This is a genomic window from Rheinheimera gaetbuli, from assembly GCF_054781935.1.
On record NZ_BAAGTL010000007.1, the window covers coordinates 53,567 to 74,595 of the forward strand.

At 46.8% G+C, this 21,029-nt stretch carries 22 protein-coding genes; 17 read left to right on the plus strand and 5 right to left on the minus strand.

Features of this window, described 5'->3' with window-relative positions; all coding sequences use genetic code 11:
* The first annotated feature begins 6 nt into the window (after positions 1–6).
* Complete coding sequence (locus tag ACYVIC_RS06780) at positions 7–1,317, plus strand: amidohydrolase family protein (protein ID WP_460858467.1); 1,311 nt, start codon at positions 7–9, stop codon at positions 1,315–1,317.
* A 60-nt stretch (positions 1,318–1,377) separates the two neighbouring features.
* Positions 1,378–3,072 carry a M28 family metallopeptidase gene (locus ACYVIC_RS06785; protein WP_460858468.1) on the plus strand — a complete coding sequence of 565 codons (1,695 nt, stop codon included), beginning with the start codon at positions 1,378–1,380 and terminating at the stop codon, positions 3,070–3,072.
* 163 nt (positions 3,073–3,235) lie between these two features.
* Here ACYVIC_RS06785 and ACYVIC_RS06790 read toward each other — a convergent pair whose 3' ends face one another.
* Positions 3,236–3,634, minus strand: a complete 399-nt coding sequence (locus ACYVIC_RS06790; protein WP_460858470.1) for an SUI1 family translation initiation factor — start codon at positions 3,632–3,634, stop codon at positions 3,236–3,238.
* 161 nt (positions 3,635–3,795) lie between these two features.
* Here ACYVIC_RS06790 and ACYVIC_RS06795 point away from each other — a divergent pair, with 161 nt between their 5' ends.
* A complete protein-coding gene (locus ACYVIC_RS06795; RefSeq protein ID WP_460858471.1) occupies positions 3,796–4,500 on the plus strand; it encodes a GAF domain-containing protein in 705 nt (234 codons plus the stop codon).
* 40 nt (positions 4,501–4,540) lie between these two features.
* Positions 4,541–5,737 (plus strand): amino acid aminotransferase, encoded by a 1,197-nt coding sequence (locus tag ACYVIC_RS06800; RefSeq protein ID WP_460858473.1) that lies wholly within the window; start codon positions 4,541–4,543, stop codon positions 5,735–5,737.
* Between the two features lie 80 nt (positions 5,738–5,817).
* Here the strand turns inward: ACYVIC_RS06800 and ACYVIC_RS06805 are convergent, their stop codons facing one another.
* Complete coding sequence (locus ACYVIC_RS06805) at positions 5,818–6,189, minus strand: DUF6746 family protein (protein WP_460858474.1); 372 nt, start codon at positions 6,187–6,189, stop codon at positions 5,818–5,820.
* A 160-nt stretch (positions 6,190–6,349) separates the two neighbouring features.
* Here ACYVIC_RS06805 and ACYVIC_RS06810 point away from each other — a divergent pair, with 160 nt between their 5' ends.
* Positions 6,350–6,703 (plus strand): VOC family protein, encoded by a 354-nt coding sequence (locus ACYVIC_RS06810; protein WP_460858476.1) that lies wholly within the window; start codon positions 6,350–6,352, stop codon positions 6,701–6,703.
* Positions 6,704–6,765: 62 nt separating this feature from the next.
* Here the strand turns inward: ACYVIC_RS06810 and ACYVIC_RS06815 are convergent, their stop codons facing one another.
* Positions 6,766–7,053 (minus strand): hypothetical protein, encoded by a 288-nt coding sequence (locus ACYVIC_RS06815; protein ID WP_460858477.1) that lies wholly within the window; start codon positions 7,051–7,053, stop codon positions 6,766–6,768.
* 294 nt (positions 7,054–7,347) lie between these two features.
* A complete protein-coding gene (gene ettA, locus ACYVIC_RS06820; protein WP_460858479.1) occupies positions 7,348–9,009 on the minus strand; it encodes an energy-dependent translational throttle protein EttA in 1,662 nt (553 codons plus the stop codon).
* 159 nt (positions 9,010–9,168) lie between these two features.
* Here ettA and ACYVIC_RS06825 point away from each other — a divergent pair, with 159 nt between their 5' ends.
* The 4 genes from ACYVIC_RS06825 to ACYVIC_RS06840 all read left to right on the plus strand — a co-directional run bounded on the left by ACYVIC_RS06825 (position 9,169) and on the right by ACYVIC_RS06840 (position 12,233).
* On the plus strand, positions 9,169–9,522 hold the full coding sequence (locus ACYVIC_RS06825) for a DUF2750 domain-containing protein (RefSeq protein WP_460858481.1): 354 nt from the start codon (positions 9,169–9,171) through the stop codon (positions 9,520–9,522).
* 141 nt (positions 9,523–9,663) lie between these two features.
* Positions 9,664–10,308 carry a GTP cyclohydrolase I FolE gene (gene folE / locus ACYVIC_RS06830; protein ID WP_460858483.1) on the plus strand — a complete coding sequence of 215 codons (645 nt, stop codon included), beginning with the start codon at positions 9,664–9,666 and terminating at the stop codon, positions 10,306–10,308.
* Between the two features lie 162 nt (positions 10,309–10,470).
* The gene (locus ACYVIC_RS06835) at positions 10,471–11,310 is read left to right on the plus strand and encodes a sterol desaturase family protein (RefSeq protein ID WP_460858484.1); all 840 of its coding nucleotides are present in this window, start codon (positions 10,471–10,473) and stop codon (positions 11,308–11,310) included.
* Positions 11,311–11,423: 113 nt separating this feature from the next.
* Positions 11,424–12,233 (plus strand): substrate-binding periplasmic protein, encoded by an 810-nt coding sequence (locus tag ACYVIC_RS06840; RefSeq protein WP_460858485.1) that lies wholly within the window; start codon positions 11,424–11,426, stop codon positions 12,231–12,233.
* On the opposite strand, the gene mutH is transcribed toward ACYVIC_RS06840, so the two are convergent.
* Positions 12,230–12,901: a DNA mismatch repair endonuclease MutH gene (gene mutH / locus ACYVIC_RS06845; RefSeq protein WP_460858486.1), complete on the minus strand. Its 672-nt coding sequence runs from the start codon at positions 12,899–12,901 to the stop codon at positions 12,230–12,232. The genes ACYVIC_RS06840 and mutH overlap by 4 nt on opposite strands.
* Before the next feature lie 381 nt (positions 12,902–13,282).
* Between mutH and rppH the strand changes: the two genes are divergently transcribed.
* From rppH to ACYVIC_RS06885, 8 genes are all read left to right on the plus strand, one after another.
* Positions 13,283–13,786, plus strand: a complete 504-nt coding sequence (rppH, locus tag ACYVIC_RS06850) for an RNA pyrophosphohydrolase (protein WP_460858488.1) — start codon at positions 13,283–13,285, stop codon at positions 13,784–13,786.
* Between the two features lie 43 nt (positions 13,787–13,829).
* The gene (ptsP, locus tag ACYVIC_RS06855; protein ID WP_460858489.1) at positions 13,830–16,088 is read left to right on the plus strand and encodes a phosphoenolpyruvate--protein phosphotransferase; all 2,259 of its coding nucleotides are present in this window, start codon (positions 13,830–13,832) and stop codon (positions 16,086–16,088) included.
* 54 nt (positions 16,089–16,142) lie between these two features.
* Entirely contained in the window at positions 16,143–16,937 is a 795-nt protein-coding gene (locus tag ACYVIC_RS06860) for a sulfite exporter TauE/SafE family protein (RefSeq protein ID WP_460858491.1), read from the plus strand.
* 8 nt (positions 16,938–16,945) lie between these two features.
* Positions 16,946–17,764 carry a prolipoprotein diacylglyceryl transferase gene (lgt, locus tag ACYVIC_RS06865; protein ID WP_460858492.1) on the plus strand — a complete coding sequence of 273 codons (819 nt, stop codon included), beginning with the start codon at positions 16,946–16,948 and terminating at the stop codon, positions 17,762–17,764.
* Positions 17,761–18,594: a thymidylate synthase gene (locus ACYVIC_RS06870; protein WP_460858494.1), complete on the plus strand. Its 834-nt coding sequence runs from the start codon at positions 17,761–17,763 to the stop codon at positions 18,592–18,594. The genes lgt and ACYVIC_RS06870 overlap by 4 nt, the downstream gene beginning before the upstream one ends.
* 412 nt (positions 18,595–19,006) lie before the next feature.
* Positions 19,007–19,636 carry a hypothetical protein gene (locus ACYVIC_RS06875; RefSeq protein ID WP_460858495.1) on the plus strand — a complete coding sequence of 210 codons (630 nt, stop codon included), beginning with the start codon at positions 19,007–19,009 and terminating at the stop codon, positions 19,634–19,636.
* A gap of 55 nt (positions 19,637–19,691) precedes the next feature.
* Positions 19,692–20,150, plus strand: coding sequence for a DUF4402 domain-containing protein (locus ACYVIC_RS06880; RefSeq protein WP_460858497.1), 459 nt, complete (start codon positions 19,692–19,694; stop codon positions 20,148–20,150).
* Positions 20,151–20,194: 44 nt separating this feature from the next.
* Positions 20,195–21,028: a fimbrial biogenesis chaperone gene (locus ACYVIC_RS06885; RefSeq protein WP_460858499.1), complete on the plus strand. Its 834-nt coding sequence runs from the start codon at positions 20,195–20,197 to the stop codon at positions 21,026–21,028.
* The last annotated feature ends 1 nt before the right edge of the window (position 21,029 follow it).

Genomic DNA, 21,029 nt, shown 5'->3' on the forward strand with positions numbered 1-21,029 from the left:
TGCAGCATGAAATTTAGCAAAACCTGTTTAAGCCTGTTGGCTGCCTTAGCCGCCAACCTGAGCGCTACCACCGCCATTGCACACGATATAGTGCCGGGCACAGCCCAAACTACGCCGCTATTATTAACCGGCCTTACGGTACACACTGTCACTGACGGCGTTAAAACCGACAGCGATGTGTTAATTGTCGACGGCAAAATTGCCGCTGTAGGCAAAGACCTGGCCGCGCCACAAGACGCGACCGTATTAGCACTGGATGGCAAGCACCTTTACCCTGGTTTGATTGCACTGGCTAATCAGCTGGGTTTAATTGAAATTGAAGCCGTACGCTCAACTGACGATTCAACAGAGGTAACCCAAACTAATCCAGATATTAGAGCCAAAATTGCTTACAACGCCGACTCAGAAGTCATCCCGACGATCCGCAGTAACGGCTTTGCTTACAGCATGGTGTATCCCTCTGGCAGTATGTTGATGGGGCAATCGAGCCTGATGCAGTTAGATGCCTGGAACTATCAGGATGCGGTTGTCGCAGATGGTACTGGCCTGCATGTGCGCTGGCCTAACGCCAGCACTTTGGGGTCGCGTTGGAACCCGAAACCAGCCGATGAGATTCGCAAAGCCAATACCCGCCAGCTAGAGGCGTTGCAGCAGCATTTTAAAGACGCTAAGGCTTACTATGATGCTGAAAAAGCGGGGTTAAACCGTGGTGTTGACTCACGCTGGCACCAAATGCTTGTGGTATTTGACGGTAAGCGGCCATTGTTTGTGCATGCCGATGATGAACGGCAAATTCGTCAGGCGATGTTATTGGCCAATCAGTATCAACTGAAGCTGACTATCGTTGGTGGGCGTGACAGCTGGCGGATGGCGGACGAGCTGGCGGCGGCTAACGTGGCTGTTATTTATACCGCACCCTACGGCTTGCCGACGCGGGTAGATGAAAACTACAGTCAGGCTTTTACGGTACCAAAAACTCTACAAGATGCTGGCGTGCAGTATGCGTTGTCACTGGATGGCTTTTGGGACACGCGCAACCTGGTATTCGCTGCTGGTCAGGCCATCAGCTACGGCTTAACGCCGGAACAGGCACTTCGCTCTGTTACCATTAATGCTGCGCAAATTGCCGGTGTTGCCGATAAAATCGGTAGCATTGAAGTAGGCAAAGCTGCCAGTCTGGTGGTGTCAGAAGGTGATATTTTCGATTATCTCGGCCATAAGATCACGCATCTGTGGATCGACGGTCGCGCTGTTGATTTAAACAATCGCCACAAGCAATTGCATAATAAATATCAGCAGCGGATAAACCAAGGTTAAGCTTTTGCAGTAATGGCAGTGCCAGCTATACGCGGGCACTGCTGTTTATAAGGAAAAACAATGAAAATTAACGTCATATTAGGCACCTTTGCTTTAACTGCCATAGTAAGTTGTGCCAGCGGTGGTCCCGCGGTTTTAAAGACTGCACCCAGTGCATTTGGTGTTGCAGCTAATGCCCAGGCGATTGAAGCACATATGCAGTTTCTGGCCGCGGATGCTTTAGCCGGGCGCGATACTGGTAGCAAAGAGCATGAGATTGCCTCGTTATATATTGCTACACAGCTGCAGGCATTGGGCTTGCAGCCTGCCGGTGATAACGGTAGCTATCTGCAGCAGGTGCCGCTGCGCAAAGCGCGGTTGGCGCAGGACAGCGCCAGGTTTACCCTGCATGTCGATGACAAAAATACTGAGTTTAGCTATCCAAAGGCCTTTTTCACCGGTCCAAGCTTACAGTTTGCCCAGACTAAGGTTACAGCGCCGCTGGTGTTTGCCGGCTATGGTCTGGTTTCAAAAGAGTTTGGTTTGGATGATTATGCCGGGCTGGACGTAGCAGGCAAGATTGTGGTGTTGTTAACCGGCAGGCCGGATAGCTTACCCAGCGAAGAGGCCGCGCATTTAAGCAGCCAGAAAACCCGGCTGGCAGCAGAGCGTGGTGCAGTGGGCATTATTACCGTGCATACACCAAAGCAGGAAAAAGTGCGGCCTTATGCTACCCGCTTATTGTATTTAAATACGCCGTCGATGGAATGGCTGCAACCAGACGGTACGCCAGCCGACAGCTATCCGGATTTAAAAGTCGGCGCCTATGTGCACCATGAGGCTGCTGCCGCGTTATTCAGCAAAGCCCATTTGTCACTGGCTGACATTTTTAGTCAGGTCGATAATAAGCAAAACCCGGTTGGCTTTGAGCTTGGAGTATCGGCTACTTTAAGCCGAGACAGCAGCCATGAAGATATCAGCAGCCCCAATGTTGTTGCCGTGCTGGAAGGTTCTGATCCGTTGTTGAAAGATGAATACGTGGTCATAACGGCGCATTCTGACCACATTGGTTACAGCAACGATTTACGCAGCGACGATAAGATAAACAACGGCGCTATGGATAACGCTGCCGGCGTGGCGATACTGCTGGAAACGGCGCGCTTGTTTGCGCAACTGCCAGAAAAACCCAAGCGCTCTATTTTGTTTGTGGTAGTAACCGGTGAAGAAAAGGGCCTGTTGGGCGCAGACTATTTTGCTCATAACCCAACGCGGCCGATTGATAAGCTAGTCGCCAACGTAAATCTGGATATGCCGGTATTGCTGTATCCGTTTGCCGATATGATTGCTTTTGGGGCTAATCATTCATCACTGGGTAAAGTGGTTGAACAGGCTGCTGCCAAAGAGGGAATAGCACTAAGTGCTGATCCCATGCCGGAGCAGGCTATTTTTACCCGCTCAGATCACTATACCCTGGTAAAAAAAGGCGTACCGGCGGTGTTTTTAATGACCGGCTTTAAATCGCAGGATCCGAAACAGGATGGCGGTAAAATTTGGGCCAGCTTTTTTGCTAAGCACTACCATAAACCGTCGGATGATATCCCCAGTTTAATTAAAGACTATGGTGCTATCCGCTATGACTTTGGTGCCGTTTTTGCTGATATTAACTTTAATATTGCGCTGGATGTGGCTAACACCGAGCAGCGGCCATACTGGCTAAAAGACAGCTTTTTTAATGGCGCTGTTGGTCAGCCGTATAACCGCGAAGCGGTAAAGTAGCATAACGTTTAGTGCTCCGGACTCGAACCGGTTTGCTCACGCTAACACGCCGTAAACCCATCCCTGGGGGCTCGTCTCAGCCCGTCCGGGGCTTCAACGGTTAGCTTAGAGCAAGCCGGTTCTCTTCTCGTTGAGAGATAATGAACCGGCAGTTTTCCATCAATCAGCCACCGGCCCATTTGGTTTTAAAGCCTTCGGCTTGCAATAGTTGCTCTACCAGTTCGCGCTTATCACCCTGAATTTCAATTACGCCCTCTTTAACCGCGCCGCCACAAGCGCACTTCTTTTTCAGCTTTGTCGCCAGCAGTACCAGCTCGTCATGTGGCTTGGCAATACCGCTAATGGTAAGCACAGCCTTGCCGCCACGGCCTTTGGTTTCACGCCTTATACGTACTGCGCCATCGGTAAATGCTTCCGGCTGCGGTTTGGTTGCGGGTTTTGCACTTATTTTGCCGCTCTCAGTGCTGTATACCAGATTAGGGTCGTTTTTTACCGCTGTTGTGGTTGCGGCCGGGTTCATTTTGGCCTGCCAATCGGCCAGAGAAATCTTATTACCTGCCATAATTTGCTTCGCTTACTTTACTTCGCTCACTTTACAGTGCTGTCAGCTTAAACATCCACAATAGCGGCGGCAACAATTTCCTTAACTTGTGTGCTGCTGGCTTGGCTTTTTAAGCGCTTCTGGTAAAATGCTCGTCAATTTTAGAAATCTGGATGGCTATAATGTCACGAGATGCTGTTTCTGTAGCGGAATATATTGAACGTACCGGTTTAGCGCTAAGCACCGGTGATGTGGCAAGCTTTGCTGAAAAAGTACAACAACTGCAAGCGGAATTACAGGCTTACCTTGCAGCTACGGCGGAACCACAAGTGCAATGGCAATATAAAGTGCCGGAGTTAGGCGACGGCGGCGCCTGCTCGCTGTTTGGTCAATTAGCCGACGAGCCTTATGACTTAAGCGCTATTTTAGGTGGCCAAAGCGCAAACAATCAGCGTTTGCTGGCGCAATTAACTAATATTGCCGCGTTTTACCGCACTAAATCCGGACTGGACTGGTTTGGTATTTACCAGACAAGGCTCAATACATCGGGTGAGCAGGTGTTGGTTAAGCTGGCCTATTATGGCGCAGCGTCGCGGGCGGAGTTTCCACTTAACAGCGAATTTGCCAAAATCAGCAATAACAGTACCGTGGGTTTAAGCGGTAAAGCTAAAGTCATAAACGACGTGGCAGCGTATTTGGGCACAGGTGGTGAATATTACACCTGCGATCCTAAAGTACAGGCCGAAGCCTGTTTGCCTCTGTTTGACCAATCAGGCAAAATAGTCGGTATTGTCGACGCAGAAGATTTTAATAAAAACGTATTTACTGCGGATGCACTGGCATTGCTGGTAGCGGTATGTTTAACCATACCGGCGTACTTGCCTTAAGCGCAGCCTTTTCATGCAACTTAAACTCAGGTAGAACATTATGTTTGCTCAGTTACAACCGGTGGCCACCGATCCGATTTTAGGCTTGATGGCAGCGTACAAAGAAGACCCTAACCCGAACAAAGTTGATTTGGGTGTAGGGGTATATAAAGACGAGCAGGGCCACACGGCAGTACTGAAGTGCGTAAAAGAAGCTGAAGCGCTGCGCCTGAAGCAGGAAGACAGCAAAACTTATATTGGTATGGCAGGCGATTTAGGCTTTAACAGCCATATTGAAAAGCTGGCGTTTGGTAAAGCGCACAAAGTATTGCTTGCCAATCGTGTGACGACTGCGCATACACCTGGCGGTACCGGCGCCCTGCGTGTAGCAGCCGAGTTTATTAAAAAAGCTAACCCAAATGCGACTATTTGGGTAACCAGTCCGACCTGGGCGAACCATATTTCAATGTTCAAGGCTGCTGGCCTGAACGTAAAAGAATATACCTACTACGATTACACTACCAAGGGCCTGAACGAAGAGGCAATGTTCGCTGATTTGGCGACAGTGCCCGCCGGCGATGTAGTATTGGTGCATGCGTGCTGTCACAACCCCAGCGGCATGGATTTAACCTTTGCCCAGTGGCAGCGTTTTACTGATGTCGCTAAAGAGCGTGGTTTTACGCCATTAGTCGATATGGCTTATCAGGGTTTTGGCTCAGGCCTGGATGAAGATGCCAAAGGTTTGCGCCATCTGGCTGATAATGTCGAAGAGATGATCCTGTGCAGCTCGTGCTCAAAGAACTTTGGCCTGTACCGCGAGCGTATCGGTGCGGTATCCATTGTCGCGGCTGACAGTAAAGTCACTGATGTTGCCAGAGTAAATTTATTAAGCGTGGTGCGCAGTATTTATTCTATGCCACCGGCGCACGGTGCCATTATCGTCGCAAATATTCTGGACAGTAACGAGCTAACCAGTCTGTGGCATGAAGAGCTGGCCGAAATGCGTAACCGTATCAATAGCTACCGTCAGCTAATTATTGATAAATTGGCAGGCGAGGGTGTACAGCAGGATTTTAGCTTTATTACGCGCCAACACGGAATGTTCAGCTTTTTGGGTATTAACAAGGAGCAAATCAGCCGCTTACGTAACGAATTCAGTGTCTACATGGTAGACTCCAGCCGCGTTAGTATTGCAGGACTAAACCACAGTAATATTGACTACTTTGCTAAATCAGTGGCGACAGTGTTAAAAGGCTAAGCCTGTTCGTATAACACAAAGCAGTATATAAAAAACCGCAGTTTGCTGCGGTTTTTAGTTTTCTGATAATGGCTACAGTGTTACTTAACCAGCGTTTGAGCTGTATTGATGAAGACATCGCCTCGTGCTTTAGCTGTAGCAGTGTCCATGTGCTCAGAGGCAACATGAACTTCTTCCAGTACGTCTTTTAATTTAGCAGTTTCAGCATGGATTTTCTCCAGCGCCACCTCTATGGTGTAAGTCAGTTCATGAATTTCTGCTATTGCCAGCGGTGTTAGCTCACCGGCCAGCACGGTTTTTAACTTCTGATTATATTCACTGAAATTAGCAACAGCCTGTTCCAGGGTGTCAGAGGGCTTACCCTTGAAATGATCAGGCTTGTCATCAGCCTGGATCTGAAAAGTGCTTAACAAGATGACGCTAATAAATGCTGCTGATAACAGGTGTTTCATTTTTTACTCCAAAGTGTAAATGAGAATATTTCGCAACTTTGGTAGCATATAACGAAGTGACAACTTACTCAAGCTATGCTGCTTTTCTTTTTCTGTCGCTTGTCGCGTTCAGTGCCATACAGTACAGTAACTGTTCTAAGGGTGGGCAAGGAGCGGTGTGATGAGTGGGCAAGAAAAAATTAATTATATTGAACTGCCAGCCAGCGACCTGAAAATGATTAAACAGTTTTACAGTCAGGTGTTTGGTTGGGTATTTGCTGACTATGGGCCAGATTATGTGGCATTTGCTAACTCAGGGCTGGATGGGGGCTTTTATCGTAGTGATAAACGTTCAGTAACCGTGGAAGGTGCTGCGTTGATTGTTTTGTACAGTAAACATTTACTCAAAACACAAGCAACTATTGAAGCTGCAGGCGGTATAGTCGTAAAGCCTGCATTTAATTTTCCGGGTGGGCGTCGTTTTCATTTTACAGACCCGCATGGTAACGAGCTGGCAGTGTGGTCTGAGCAGTAACTGACAGACGCTTATCGCAAAAAACCGCGATAAGCGCTACTGCGTAATGCATATGTCTGACCTTACTGCTGTTGCTCAGTGGTTTGTTCGGTTACCGCTACAGAAGAGCTGGCTTGGACTACGGACTGATTTATTGCCTGTTCTGCTTGTTGGCTGCCGTAGTTAAAAAGCAATTCACTTACGGTATTTTCCAATGCCTGTTTAGTCTGCAGCTTGATGTTGTCGCTAACTTCACTCAGTTGGTTAGTGACAACCGCCGTCAGCGATTCAGCAATAGTGTTAGCGCTTACTGGCGCAGAAATAGATACGGCAAATAGAGTAGCAATAGTTAAAGCTGACAAAGTTTTCATGGTAGATCCTTCATGGCTGTTGTGTTGATTACGCCAATACCAATTCAAGTCGTGTGCCATTTTTAAAATTAAATTTAATTTATTGATATTAAAGGTTTTATTTTTATTTAAGATAAAATCACATGACGCAGCCACTATGAATGGAAAACGTTTAGTGGCAAATCTCACTATTAATTGGTTAAAAAATTAATGTTGAATGATGCGTTAAGATTACTACTACAGCACACAGAATGCCGTGCTTGATTCCCAGATGGCAAAATGAAAAACGCCCGCATGTGCGGGCGTTTTGGTAACTTAGATTTTCTTATATTTTATGCGGTGTGGTTGCAATGCTTCAGCACCGTAGGTCGCTTTTAGCCAGGTTTCATAATCAGAGTAGTTACCTTCGAAGAAATTCACTTTACCCTCGTCGCGGTAGTCCAGAATATGCGTGGCGATACGGTCAAGGAACCAGCGGTCGTGCGAGATCACCATGGCGCAGCCAGGGAAATCTAACAAAGCGTTTTCTAATGCACGCAGAGTTTCTACGTCAAGGTCGTTGGTTGGTTCATCCAGTAACAGCATGTTGCCACCAGCTTTGAGCAGTGCAGCTAAATGCACCCGATTGCGCTCACCACCAGATAACTCGCCGATAAACTTCTGTTGATCGTTACCTTTAAAGTTAAAACGGCCAACATAAGCGCGGCTTGGGATCTGAAAATTACCGATTTGCAGCATATCCTGTCCGTTGGAGATTTCCTGCCACACAGTGTTTTTCGGATTCATGCTGTCGCGGAACTGATCTACACTGGCCAGCTGTACAGTATCACCAACACTGATATCACCCGAGTCGGCTTGTTCTGTACCGCTGATCATTTTAAATAAGGTAGATTTACCGGCACCGTTCGGGCCGATAATGCCAACAATAGCGCCTTTAGGAATGCTGAAGCTTAAATCGTCAATCAACATCCGATTGCCAAAGGATTTACGCAGATGGTTAACTTCCAGCACCTTATCGCCCAAGCGCGGGCCTGGTGGAATAAACAGCTCGTTGGTTTCGTTACGTTTTTGAAACTCCTGGCTTTGCAGTTCTTCAAAGCGTGCCATCCGTGCCTTGCTCTTCGCATGGCGGCCTTTGGGGTTAGTGCGAACCCACTCCAATTCTTGCTTGATAGAACGTTGACGGGCGTTTTCGGCTTTTTCTTCCTGTTGCAGTCGTGCATCTTTTTGTTCCAGCCAGGAAGAGTAGTTGCCTTCCCACGGAATACCGTAACCACGGTCCAGTTCTAAAATCCAGCCTGCAACGTTATCGAGGAAATAACGGTCGTGGGTAATGGCGACCACGGTGCCTGGGTAATCGTGCAGGAAGCGCTCTAACCAGGCAACAGATTCAGCATCAAGGTGGTTGGTGGGTTCGTCCAGCAACAACATATCTGGCCGTTCCAGCAATAAGCGACAAATAGCGACTCGGCGGCGTTCTCCACCGGATAGATGCTCAATTTTGGCATCCCATGGCGGCAAACGCAGTGCATCAGCGGCACGCTCCAGAGTGTTATCCAGATTGTGACCTTCTTTAGCCTGAATTAATGCTTCTAACTCGCCTTGCTCGCGAGCCAGGGCATCAAAGTCGGCGTTTTCTTCGGCATAGGCAGCGTACACTGCATCGAGTCGGGTCAGCGCATTTTTAACATCGCTTACGGCTTCTTCAACAATTTCACGCACGGTTTTGCTGGTATCAAGGACTGGCTCTTGCGGTAGATAACCAATTTTTGTGCCAGCCAGTGGTTTGGCTTCACCTTCAAATTCTTTATCTACCCCAGCCATAATGCGAAGTAGGGTAGACTTACCTGAACCGTTTAAACCCAATACGCCAATTTTGGCACCAGGAAAAAACGACAAAGAAATGTCTTTTAAAATAGTGCGTTTAGGTGGAACCACCTTCGACACGCGGTACATCGAATATATATATTGCGCCATGATGTTGTCTGGTCTCGTTAGCTGTAACAGTGCGGCAAATTGTACGTCATTTTTTTGCCGCAGGGAAAGACAGTAGGCTGCTAACGAGATAAAACTCGCTTTTGCGCCCTGCTTTCTGGTCTAATAGCGGACAATATTTTTAGCCGGATGGAAATCAATATGAGTCAGTTTGCGCAAGATCCAAGTTTTCAACGTTTTGTTGAAGAAGCCAAAACCAACGGTGTGGTATATGTGCTGGCCGACGGTGAAGATTTGCTGGTGGTTGAATCAGTAGAGTTTGAAGATACCGATGTCATGCCATTTTGGTCTGATGAAGCGTCAGCCAAAGCACACTGTTCTGAAGAGTGGGCGGTGTACAAGCCTGAAGCCATTCCACTGGATGTATTTTGCGAAGGCTGGTTAAAAGAAATGTATGACGATGGCGTATTAATTGGCACTAATTGGGACCAAAGTTTGAACGGTCCTGAAGTGGAACCGCGCGAACTGCTTGAAGCGTTGTCTCTGGTGCAATAGTAAGCCGCTACTACTCAGTTGCCGTATGCGGTCTTGTCATGCGGCATAATGACACAGAAATGGCAAAAAAATGACTTTCCCCGTAAACTATCGGCTTTGATACTTCGTATACTGGTTTCCGAAGCCGGTCTGGATAGAGTTATGTTAGCAGAAGAAGCAATTTTAGTACGCAGTGCGCTGGAAGCGCAGGGGCTGGAAACGCCTATGCTGGATAATGGCTTGTCGCGTGATCAGAAATACGACAAAATCAGTGCCTTGATGACTCAGGTCGTGAGTACGCTGGGGCTTGATTTAACTGATGACAGTTTAAGCGAGACGCCACATCGTATTGCCAAAATGTATGTTGATGAAGTTTTTGGGGGGTTGAACTACGCTAATTTTCCGAAAATTGCATTGATTGACAATAAAATGCAGGTAAAGGAAATGGTGAAGGTAAAGGATATCAGCTTTACCAGCACCTGTGAGCATCACTTTGTCACTATCGACGGTAGTGCAACTGTGGCCTATATTCCGGAAAAACGCATTATCGGCCTGTCGAAAATTAATCGCATAGTGCGTTTTTTTGCGCAGCGGCCACAGGTACAAGAACGGCTGACGCAACAGATACTTATAGCATTGCAAACCCTGCTACAAACAAAAAATGTGGCAGTGACGATGGAAGCCGTGCACTACTGTGTGAAATCACGCGGTGTTATGGACGTTAACTCGAAAACGCAGACCACAGCACTGGGGGGGATTTTTAAAGACGATGCCCGCACCCGGGCAGAGTTTCTTACCCGATATTAGTCGGGACATTGTTTTAAGGCGCCTATGGGCGCCTTTTTTCATGGTGGAGAACACCATTAGTTTGTATGAGTTCAATGGCGATAATACGGACTGCCAGCACTGGTACAGCCAGATACTTTGCAGTACTATCAGCTTAACTACGCTGTAAGCAGGAAACTACACATGCTACCGGTCGAACTTATCTTGCTGGCATTAAGTCCGGTTTTTATCGGTTTTATAGCTTTTGAGTGGTATCGCTCCTACAAGTCAGCTAGCGGGTTGTATCGCTGGCGAGATACTTTGGCTAACGCAGTGCTGGCTTTACTGCACCAGGGTAGTGATATGCTGGCACTGTTGCTGTTAATGCCTTTTTTTTTCTGGTTGCATCAGTTCCGCCTGTTTGACCTTGAATTAACTGTGCCAGCCATTGCCTTGGCGTTTTTACTGCAGGATTTTCTTTATTACTGGTTCCATCGTGCGTCACATCATATTCGTTGGTTGTGGGCCTCGCATATGGCACATCACAGTTCGCGACAGATGAATTTCAGCACTGCACTGCGGCAAAGCCTTACTTATCCGTTGTCAGGTATGTGGTTATTCTGGACACCGATGATCCTGCTGGGTTTTACTCCCTCTCTAGTGTTTGCCGTTGTGGCACTTAATCTGGCGTTTCAGTTTTTTGTTCACACCCAGGCGGTAAAAAAACTGGGCTGGCTGGAATGGCTGTTTAACACGCCATCACATCATCGGGTACATCATGCCTGCAACCCTCTGTATATCGACCGGAATTTTGCTGGAGTATTGATAATTTGGGATCGATTGTTTGGCACCTTCGTTGCTGAGCGCGAAGACGAGCCTTGTCGTTACGGTATTACTGAAGATTTTAATTCAGACAATCCTTTAACTATTACATTTTATGAGTGGCGCAAAATGTTGTCCGAGGTACTGAGACTGGAGTCGGTTATGCAGTTACCGGGATTGCTGTTTGGCGCACCGAAAAGACATAATAATGACGGCAATTAGCCACTGTTTACCATAGTGTAAATATATCTTTGCGCACTTTGTCGCAGGAAAGCGGCAATGCAGAATTTTATGCACTACGCTTGTAGCATGCTTATAACGCCTTGAGGTGTCATATGAAAATGTACAAGTTGCTGATAGTTGTCGCTATAGTTTTATTCGTCGGCTGTAGGCCTGCAATCGAAGCCGATGCCGTTACTGCCACCGAGCCCGTTGCCGATGCTGCGCCTTCCTGTGAAATGACATTGGGAATGGATGCCTGGGAGCCGTATCAATATATGACAGTAGGTAACACACCGACAGGCTTGGATGTTGAATTAGTTAAAGCGGTAGCAGATCTAATGAGTTGTCGGCTTAATGTGGTTCAAGGAAGTTGGCTTGAGTTGCTTACGCTACTAAAAAACGGTGAAGTAGATTTTGTACTAGGCGCATCGCAGACCGATGAGCGTAAAGAGTTCGCATATTTTTCAGAGCCTTACCGCCAGGAGCGTTTCCAGCTGTATGTCCGTGAAGACGATTCAGCGCTACCCTCTGCTGATTTGAAAGCCTTTTTATCAGCCGGGCACAAAGTCGGCATCGTAAACGAATACTACTATGGTGACGAAGTGGCCAGCTTGTATGCTGATGAGGCACTGCGCGGTAAATTTGTCGGTGCCATTATCAGTGAGCTAAATATGGCGCGCTTACTGGATGAAGAAATTGATGGTTTACTGGAGGATAGTTTTGTTGGAGCCTCTATTCTAAGGCGCAAAGGTTTGGATAAGTACATTCAGCCACACAGCATTAGCTTGGGTAGTTCTGATGTATTTGTGATGTTTTCTAAAGCGTCGGTGCAAGAGGAGCAAGTTCAGCAGTTCAATAAGGCATTACAACAGTTGCGGGATAATGGTGCTTACAACAGGCTGTTTGAGAAATACAGTCATTAACCTGATGCAAATTGCTGCTTAAGAATGTCAGCGGTGAAACTGGCTTTAAGATAAAAGCCTCTTGGCAGGGTGAGTATTGGCTCACCTGCCGCACCTACCGCCTCGGTTAGTGCCTTGCTGTTAGCTGCTTTTGGCCGCAATTGCAGAACTTTTCCTTGTGCCCCGCGAATGTCAGCTATACCGCCCAGTGTGATTTGCTCCATCAGTTCTTCCCAGTCTTGTTGTAGCAACTGCTGTTGAGTCGCATCTGGTTGCCACAAAAAAGCGGTACCTACTATGCGCTGCGCCAAGGGTATTTGCCGCTCTGCCAGTATTGGCACCCACAGCACATGCTGCAGTTTCTGACAAACCCAAGAGCTTTGCCATTGTAAGCCAGACACGCCGGTTAAAGGAGCTACGCAAACATAGGTACTTTCCAGCGGCTTGCCTGACTGATCGATAGGCAGGGTTTTTAATTCGATAGCCAAGTTGGGGAAATCTGGTTGTGCTTTTGAACCAGCTGTAGCGCCAAGAGTATGCTCCAATAGCTGACCTACCCAGCCTTTATCACGTTGTAGATTGGCCGGTACCGTTATACCGGCAATGGCTGCGATTTGCCCAAGCGTTAGCCCTGCTAATGCTTGGCAGCGCTGTAATAACTCGTTATTTGATTGCGGTGCGGCGGGCATAAAGATATCACTGATAACATATTTGAATACGCTAGCATTTTTTTGCCCGCAGCGCTGCTTAAAAACGCAGCAAACCAACTTGTGCACAGTGTGTTTTACTGGGATTTGCCGTAGCCTATTATGTAACTATATGATCTAAAATGATTTTGGCTTGATTTTTGGCTGGGTATTTACTAAGCATCCGTAGTTATGCAATGGCTATAACATGGTTATGCACGAATATATCCACAGAGCCTGTGAAAAAGTACACATGTTCTAGTTTATAAAGTGCTTAGTTGTGGATAACCTTGTAAAAGTCCATCAGGTAAATTCCGTTTGCCGAACTGGCAACTTTGTGAAAGAATCCTTTAAATAGTATTTTATGATCCGCCAGAGGTTTGTGTGATCGATGCCGAAGGGTTTCGCGCCAACGTCGGCATAGTAATTTGTAACCACCAGGGACAGGTGTTTTGGGCAAAGCGGTATGGTCAGCATTCCTGGCAATACCCGCAAGGTGGCATTGACGACGGTGAAACACCGGAGCAAGCCATGTACCGGGAACTGCACGAAGAAGTAGGTTTAACAGCGAAGGACGTGGAAATTATTGCCACAACCAAGCATTGGTTAAGATACAAATTACCAAAACGACTTATTCGTAAAGACAGTAACCCGGTGTGTATTGGCCAGAAACAAAAATGGTTTTTGTTGCGACTGACTTGTGCTGACGAAGATGTAAACTTGTTAAAGACTACGCACCCGGAATTTGATAGCTGGCGCTGGGTTAGCTACTGGTATCCGGTACGGCAGGTCGTAGCGTTTAAACGCGAAGTTTACCGTAAAGTTATGAAAGAATTTGCCCCGGTTGCTTTGCCGTTTATCCGCCGCGATATTAGAAAGAAGAGTTAGCTAAGCCGTTCAGTCCATTCGTTAAACTGAAAATGGGGCTCTTATGTTAGGCCAGTTAAGGCGCATAGTTCAGGATGTTGCCCAAGAGCCAGTTTTGCAGAATGCACTAACTGGCCTGGTAAGCAGCGTAAAGCAGGCACTGACAACCGAGTGTTGTTCTGTCTATCTTGCTGACTATGAACAACAGCATTTTATGTTAATGGCTACCGACGGGCTAAACCCTGACGCCATCGGCAAGATTGCTATTGGCTTTTCAGAAGGTTTAATCGGCTGGGTAGGCCAACGTGAAGAGCCTATTAACCTGGCGAAAGCCCAGTTGCATCCCAGATTTAAAATTACCCCTGAGGTTAGCGAAGACCGTTTTTCTGCCTTTCTTGGCTGTCCGATAATACATCACCGTAAAGTACTTGGCGTCTTGACGATTCAGCAGGCGGTAGACCGGGTATTTAACGAAGACGAAGAATCGTTTTTGGTTACATTGGCAGCACAGCTCGCGTCGGTGCTGGCCAATGCTGAAATGCGTCAGGCTGCCAGTGAGAGTAGTAAAAACCAGACACAGAACGGCCAGCTTAAAGGTCTGCCGGGTGCTCCGGGCATTGCTATTGGTGAGGCCTATGTTCTTGAGCCTGCTAATGACTTTAATGCTATTTCACTAAAGCGCTCGGACGAACCAGAAAAAGAACTGGCGCATTTTTATCGTGCAGTAAAGATTACCAAAGCCGAATTTAATCGGTTAGCAGAGCGAATGAGCGGCCATTTGCCGCCGGATGCACTGGCAATATTCGATGTGTATCACCAATTACTGGACGCAGCCAGTCTGGGGCGCGAAATTGAGCAGCAAATTGCCGAAGGTTGGTGTGCAAAAAGTGCCCTGAAAAGGGTGGTGGAAAAGTTTGCCCGTCAGTTTGATGATATGGATGATACCTATCTGCGTGAGCGTGGCACTGATATTCGGGATCTTGGACAGCGGGTATTGAATAACCTGTTGGATACAGAACAGCGCAAGATAAAGCTACCCAATAAGGTCGTCTTGGTGGCTGATAATGTCACCGCCACTATGCTGGCAGAAGTACCGCGCGAGCAACTGGTTGCAATAGTTTCGCTAAAAGGCTCGGTAAATTCCCATGCTGCCATTATGGCCCGGGCATTGGGTATCCCCGCTGTTATGGGGGTTGATGAATTACCCTTGTTACACTGGCAGGGACAACGTCTGATTGTAGATGGCTATCATGGCCATATACTTTTGTCGCCTGCTGAAGCAATTTGCAACGAGTATCAGCAGCTTATAACCGAAGACGCGGTACTTAGTGCTGCTTATCAACAAGAAATTGGTTTACCGTCACAGTCTGCATGCGGCAAGCGATTTAGTCTGATGGTTAACTCTGGTTTAGCGATTGAACTGGAAACAACAGCGCCACAATACACCGATGGTGTAGGGCTGTATCGGACGGAGTTTCCGTTTATTATGCGCAGTCGATTTCCAACAGAACAAGAGCAGGTTGAGTTATATCGTAAGGTACTGGAAACCTACCCCGGCCGTCCGGTAATTATGCGTACATTGGATGTTGGTGGTGACAAAGCCTTACCATACTTCAATATTGTTGAAGAGAATCCTTTTTTAGGTTGGCGTGGTATTAGGTTAACGCTGGATCACCCGGAAATTTTTCTGGTACAAATACGCGCGATGTTAAAAGCCAATCTTGCGCTGGATAATCTGCATATTTTATTGCCGATGATTTCTGACCTTGCTGAAGTTGATGAGTCACTGCGGTTGATTAAGCAAGCGTGTTTCGAAGTCAGTGATGAGTTGGCGATAGAGCTACCCAGACCGCAAATTGGTGTGATGATTGAAGTTCCTTCTATTATGTACCAATTACCTGAACTTGCCCGCAAGGTAGACTTTTGTTCAATTGGTACAAATGATTTAACCCAATATTTGTTAGCGGTAGATCGCAACAATCCACGGGTGGCAAGTTTGTATGATGCAATGCACCCAGCTGTGCTCAGAGCTTTATATCAGCTGGTGCAGCAAGCCCAGGGGTTACAGTTTGCTATCAGTGTTTGTGGTGAATTAGCAGGTGAACCTGCAGGTATCTTATTGCTAGCAGCAATGGGCTATAGCAGTTTCAGTATGAACAGCAGTAACTTAGCAAAAATAAAATGGTTGCTACGCCGGGTTGAAATGTCTGAGCTGGCACTATTGCTACCGGAAGTGTTAGCATGCACCTCGGCAAAACATGTCAGGTTGCATATTCATCGTTTCCTTGAACAAAAACAATTGCTTAGTCAGCTCAGGGCCTAGCGGTAATACTATCCTGCCAGGCGTTAAAACGGCCATTTTCATATTGAGTTTATAGTGTTAAGTATTTTTATCATCACGTTATTCCTTGGTGCCGCAGTGGGTTTTTTTGCTGGCTTGCTAGGGATCGGCGGCGGCTTGTTAGTGGTGCCGGTTTTGGTTGTGCTACTGCCCGCTTTTGATGTCGTATCACAGGCAGATGCAATTTTAATTGCTGTTGCTACCTCATTGGCTTCTATTATTGTTACCGCCACGTCATCAGTGCGTGCACACCATAAAATGGATAATGTGCCCTGGAATATCGCTACGCCAGTGGTGTTGGGTTCGGCTGCTGGCGCTTGGTGCGTCGGCTATTTTGCTCACTTTATTGGCGGCAATGTATTGCAGATGATATTTGGTATTGCCGTGTTGTTACTTGCCTTTAGAATGCTTGGTTCGCGCTCGGTGGTGGGGGTAAAACCGCTACCCGGACGCCCTGCCACAGCTGCCATATCGGTTGCACTTGGTGGGCTGGCGAGTTTAATGGGCATTGGTGGCGGTGCGCTTTTTGTGCCAGTATTAAATTACTACTCTGTTGATATGCGCCGTGCTATCGGTTGCGCTGCGGCAAGTGGTATAGCAATTGCTGTCTTTGGTACCTTAGGCTATGTGATTGCCGGTTGGCAACACTACCAGCTTGAGCAGGGCTTTATCGGTTACATTTATCTGCCTGCCTTGCTGGGTATTGTTTCAACGTCAGTTTTTACCGCTCCGCTCGGGGCGCGGATGACACAGCGTTTGCCTCTGCTGACGGTTAAACGGGTCTTTGGGGTGTTTTTATTACTGGTATCGGTAAAAATGATATTCAGTTAAGGGGAGTTATGTCTGCAAGCTACATCACGTTTCCACAAATAGATCCGGTGATATTTAGCCTGGGTCCCATCAGTCTGCGCTGGTATGGCTTAATGTATCTGGTGGCTTTTGGTCTGGCCTGGTGGCTGGCAAACCGCGCAGCAAAGCGGCCGGGATCAGGTTGGACTGAACAACAGGTTAGTGATCTGTTATTCGTCGGATTTTTAGGCGTGATCCTCGGCGGCCGGGTTGGCTACGTATTCTTTTATCAATTCGAATTGTTTTTAGCTGAACCATTGTATTTGATTAAAATTTGGACAGGCGGCATGTCGTTTCATGGTGGCTTGCTTGGCGTAATAGTGGCGTTAGCCTGGTTTGCCAGACGTAACAAGAAAAACTTTTTGCAGTTGGGCGATTTTGTCGCGCCACTGATCCCATTAGGCCTGGCTGCAGGCCGCCTGGGCAATTTTATTAATGCAGAGCTATGGGGACGCACGACAGATGTGCCTTGGGCAGTATTATTTCCAGCGGCCGGGCCTTTGCCCAGACATCCATCGCAGCTTTATGAGTTTGCCCTGGAAGGTATCGTTTTATTTCTGCTGATTGTATTGTACCGCCGTTATAATCCACCAGCGGGTAGCTTGGGAGGGCTTTTTTTAGCCGGCTATGGCAGTGCCAGATTTTTTGTTGAGTTTTATCGCGAGCCAGATGCGCATCTTGGCGTGTTATCGGCGGGAATGTCGATGGGGCAGTGGTTATCGTTGCCGATGATTGTCGCTGGTATCGCACTTATTATTTATGCTTATAGCAATAACAGCAGAGTAAACAAACGGGTATCTGAGGTATGAAGCAATATCATGATTTAATGCGCCATGTGCTGCATTATGGCCATAAAAAGACTGATCGTACTGGTACCGGCACGTTAAGTGTATTTGGTTATCAGATGCGGTTTGATTTAGCGCAAGGCTTTCCGTTGGTGACAACAAAAAAATGCCACATTGGTTCTATTATCCATGAACTATTGTGGTTTTTAAAAGGGGAGACCAATATTCGCTACTTGAAAGACAATGGCGTGTCTATTTGGGACGAATGGGCGACTGCTGACGGAGAACTAGGGCCTGTATATGGTGCGCAATGGCGCAGCTGGCAAGCAGCTGACGGCCGTATAGTTGACCAAATAAGTCAACTTATCAGCGATATTCATAGAACGCCGGATTCAAGGCGGCTTATCGTCAGTGCGTGGAATCCAGCCTTATTGCCTGATACTTCATTGTCACCCAAAGACAATGCTGCAATAGGCAAGCAGGCACTGCCACCGTGTCACACCTTGTTTCAGTTTTATATAAACGACGGTAAGTTGTCATGTCAATTATACCAACGTAGTGCCGATATTTTTCTCGGTGTGCCATTTAATATTGCCAGCTATGCTCTGCTAACACTTATGATAGCTCAAGTGTGTGGTCTTAAACCCGGAGAATTTATTCATACCTTTGGGGATGCACACCTGTATTTAAATCACCTTGAACAAGTAAATACACAGCTGGCGAGAGAGCCTTACCCCTTGCCCAAAATGCAATTAAATACAGAAATCAAAGATATCTTTGCGTTTTGTTTCGAAGATTTTACGTTGATAAATTATCAGGCTCACCCGCATATTAAAGCGCCGGTCGCGATATAATTTTTTTGAAGAGCATTTTAAACAAAGCCGGTATTTGTGAGTGTTAATGGTAATAAATCCAATGGATACAGTTTTTTGAGATAAGCGTGTTTAGTGTTTTTGAAAACAGCTTGTTCATGATCAATATGGTACAGTTGTCACTTTACAGTAGAGTATTGCTGTTTTAGTTCATAGGCTTTGCCATTTACTGTTCGTTGTGAAAATGCAGCAGGTTGACTTTGTTAAAATTGTGCAGTGGGCGAGATTTACGATAGCTTGGTTTTTGAAAGGTTTATTCATCAATTTACGTTGTAACGTGTAAATTTTACTAAAGATATAAACCGCCTCGTCGATATAGTGGTACGCTCAAGTAAAACCACGTTTTTGTAAGGGCGTACTAAAACCTAAGTAGATCAACTTATAGGAAATACATATGATTAAAATCAACAATCTTACAAAAGGCCTTGCCGCTGCCTTAGTGATGGCCAGTGCGGGCTCGGCGATTGCCGAGACAGTGACAGTTCCAGCAACGGTTTCTGTTAATAATGCGATTGATTTTCAATTCACTGGCGCCTTAGATTTTGGTATCCTGCGAGCGACAGCTGATGCGACACTAGATACTTGTGCTATTTTAGAATTGCCTGCTAACCCTGCCAGTGCAGTTGCTGCAGTTGCTTCAGGCGCCGGTACGTTGTGTACAGCGGGTGCTGGTACAGCTGTACTTCAATCTGTAGGTGGTGTTATTGCCCGGCCTGAATTTACCATTGCCGGTGTTGCCCCTTTTACTAACTTAGTGTTAACACTGCCTGCTGCAAGCATTACACTAACTGCTGCTGCTGTGCCACCAGGCTCAGCAAACTTTACTGTGGGTAACTTTACTGCATGGCGCACATCAGGTACTCCTGGTGCAGTCACTACCGCCATTTCTACAACGGCTGCAGGTACAGCTGCTTTTACCGTGGGCGCACAAATTGCAACACACGTTGGTGCAATTGTCGGCCCGGTTTACCAGGATTCAACACCTTATACCGGCTCATTTGATGTTGAAGTAGCATACAACTAAGTGCTAGCCTCCGGGCCGGTTTTGATAACTGGTCCGGAGCCTATTTGGTAGCGTTATGAAAAAGAGTTTTGTCGCTCTGCTAGGTGTTTTTTGTGTTTGTGACGTGTCGGCTGACTTAAATATTGACAGTCCACTGAGTTTTGGTGAAATTGCTATCCTTAACAATAACACTGTCAGCACAACTACAATTACCCGCCAGGGTGCTCAAATTAGCACCAACCAAATTTATATTATTCGCAGCGGCACACCCGGCGTGTATACGTTAAGCGGATTGCCTTTATTTACCAATGTTAGTTTATCAGTAGATTTACCTGCTTATTCTGCTATGCCATATCCTGGAACTGCGCAGTTCCAAATCAACGCCGTGGATATACCCAATACATTAAATACGGGGAACACTGGTACGGCTCAGTTTCGTATGGGCGCAACGCTAAGTACATCAGGCAATCCTGCACAAAGTTATTTTAGCGGTGCTGATTACACATTGTTTTTAAATGTAAATATTGTCTATTAAATGAACTGTAGGGTTTTAACGTTGATGAATCACAGAAGGTGAAAATGAAGAATTTGTTTATATTGTGCGTGCTAGTCGGTTTGTTGTTGCCTGTCACGGTAAGTGCTAACTTACTTATTAATCCTACCCGGGTTATTTTTAATTCTGCTGACCGCTCTGCTGAAATCACCCTGATTAATACCTCAGATAACACGGCAACTTATCGCCTGCAGTGGTCTGAGAAGCAAATTAAAGCTGGTGGTGGCGTTGTTGATTTAACCGCGGAAGAGGCGGCAAATCATCCGGTGGCTAGTAGCATGCTGCGTTTTTCTCCCCGTTCTGTAACACTTAAACCCAATGAGCGACAAACTATTAAATTGTCACTTCGTCGGCCAGCGAATCTGGCCGATGGTGAGTATCGCTCGCATTTGCTTTTTAAAGCGTTGCCGCCTGAGAAAGATGCCGTGGGTGCTGCAGGGGGGCAATCTATGGCTATCAATGTGGTATTGAGTTTTTCTATACCCGTGGCAGTTAGGCAGGGCAATTTGCAGTATCAGCTGCAACCAGGCAACGTCGATGTTAGTTATAACGCAGCGACAAAAGAACCAAAGATAAGACTGCACTTTAATCGCTCTGGCATGCATTCAGTGGTAGGCGACATCAGCGCGTTTTGGACACCAGCACAAGGCGGCGAAGTACTTATTGCCAAATTAAATGAATACACTGCGTGGCCGGAATTACCAAGCAATTATGTAGACTTGCATTGGGTTGGCTCAGAATTTGCTTTAACTAACGGCAAGCTCCGTATCGTTTATGAAGGCAGTAAAGATTTTAAAGGGCAAACCTTTATTGATTACAGCGTAAACATAAACAAGGAGGCTATCACTATCACCAAATGAG

What these genes read in the sequence shown, in the direction of transcription:
- ACYVIC_RS06780 (WP_460858467.1), top strand. Translation starts at nt 7, where the DNA reads ATGAAATTTAGCAAAACCTGTTTAAGCCTGTTGGCTGCCTTAGCCGCC.
- ACYVIC_RS06785 (WP_460858468.1), top strand. Translation starts at nt 1,378, where the DNA reads ATGAAAATTAACGTCATATTAGGCACCTTTGCTTTAACTGCCATAGTA.
- ACYVIC_RS06790 (WP_460858470.1), bottom strand. Translation starts at nt 3,634, where the DNA reads ATGGCAGGTAATAAGATTTCTCTGGCCGATTGGCAGGCCAAAATGAAC.
- ACYVIC_RS06795 (WP_460858471.1), top strand. Translation starts at nt 3,796, where the DNA reads ATGTCACGAGATGCTGTTTCTGTAGCGGAATATATTGAACGTACCGGT.
- ACYVIC_RS06800 (WP_460858473.1), top strand. Translation starts at nt 4,541, where the DNA reads ATGTTTGCTCAGTTACAACCGGTGGCCACCGATCCGATTTTAGGCTTG.
- ACYVIC_RS06805 (WP_460858474.1), bottom strand. Translation starts at nt 6,189, where the DNA reads ATGAAACACCTGTTATCAGCAGCATTTATTAGCGTCATCTTGTTAAGC.
- ACYVIC_RS06810 (WP_460858476.1), top strand. Translation starts at nt 6,350, where the DNA reads ATGAGTGGGCAAGAAAAAATTAATTATATTGAACTGCCAGCCAGCGAC.
- ACYVIC_RS06815 (WP_460858477.1), bottom strand. Translation starts at nt 7,053, where the DNA reads ATGAAAACTTTGTCAGCTTTAACTATTGCTACTCTATTTGCCGTATCT.
- ettA (WP_460858479.1), bottom strand. Translation starts at nt 9,009, where the DNA reads ATGGCGCAATATATATATTCGATGTACCGCGTGTCGAAGGTGGTTCCA.
- ACYVIC_RS06825 (WP_460858481.1), top strand. Translation starts at nt 9,169, where the DNA reads ATGAGTCAGTTTGCGCAAGATCCAAGTTTTCAACGTTTTGTTGAAGAA.
- folE (WP_460858483.1), top strand. Translation starts at nt 9,664, where the DNA reads ATGTTAGCAGAAGAAGCAATTTTAGTACGCAGTGCGCTGGAAGCGCAG.
- ACYVIC_RS06835 (WP_460858484.1), top strand. Translation starts at nt 10,471, where the DNA reads ATGCTACCGGTCGAACTTATCTTGCTGGCATTAAGTCCGGTTTTTATC.
- ACYVIC_RS06840 (WP_460858485.1), top strand. Translation starts at nt 11,424, where the DNA reads ATGAAAATGTACAAGTTGCTGATAGTTGTCGCTATAGTTTTATTCGTC.
- mutH (WP_460858486.1), bottom strand. Translation starts at nt 12,901, where the DNA reads ATGCCCGCCGCACCGCAATCAAATAACGAGTTATTACAGCGCTGCCAA.
- ptsP (WP_460858489.1), top strand. Translation starts at nt 13,830, where the DNA reads ATGTTAGGCCAGTTAAGGCGCATAGTTCAGGATGTTGCCCAAGAGCCA.
- lgt (WP_460858492.1), top strand. Translation starts at nt 16,946, where the DNA reads ATGTCTGCAAGCTACATCACGTTTCCACAAATAGATCCGGTGATATTT.
- ACYVIC_RS06870 (WP_460858494.1), top strand. Translation starts at nt 17,761, where the DNA reads ATGAAGCAATATCATGATTTAATGCGCCATGTGCTGCATTATGGCCAT.
- ACYVIC_RS06875 (WP_460858495.1), top strand. Translation starts at nt 19,007, where the DNA reads ATGATTAAAATCAACAATCTTACAAAAGGCCTTGCCGCTGCCTTAGTG.
- ACYVIC_RS06880 (WP_460858497.1), top strand. Translation starts at nt 19,692, where the DNA reads ATGAAAAAGAGTTTTGTCGCTCTGCTAGGTGTTTTTTGTGTTTGTGAC.
- ACYVIC_RS06885 (WP_460858499.1), top strand. Translation starts at nt 20,195, where the DNA reads ATGAAGAATTTGTTTATATTGTGCGTGCTAGTCGGTTTGTTGTTGCCT.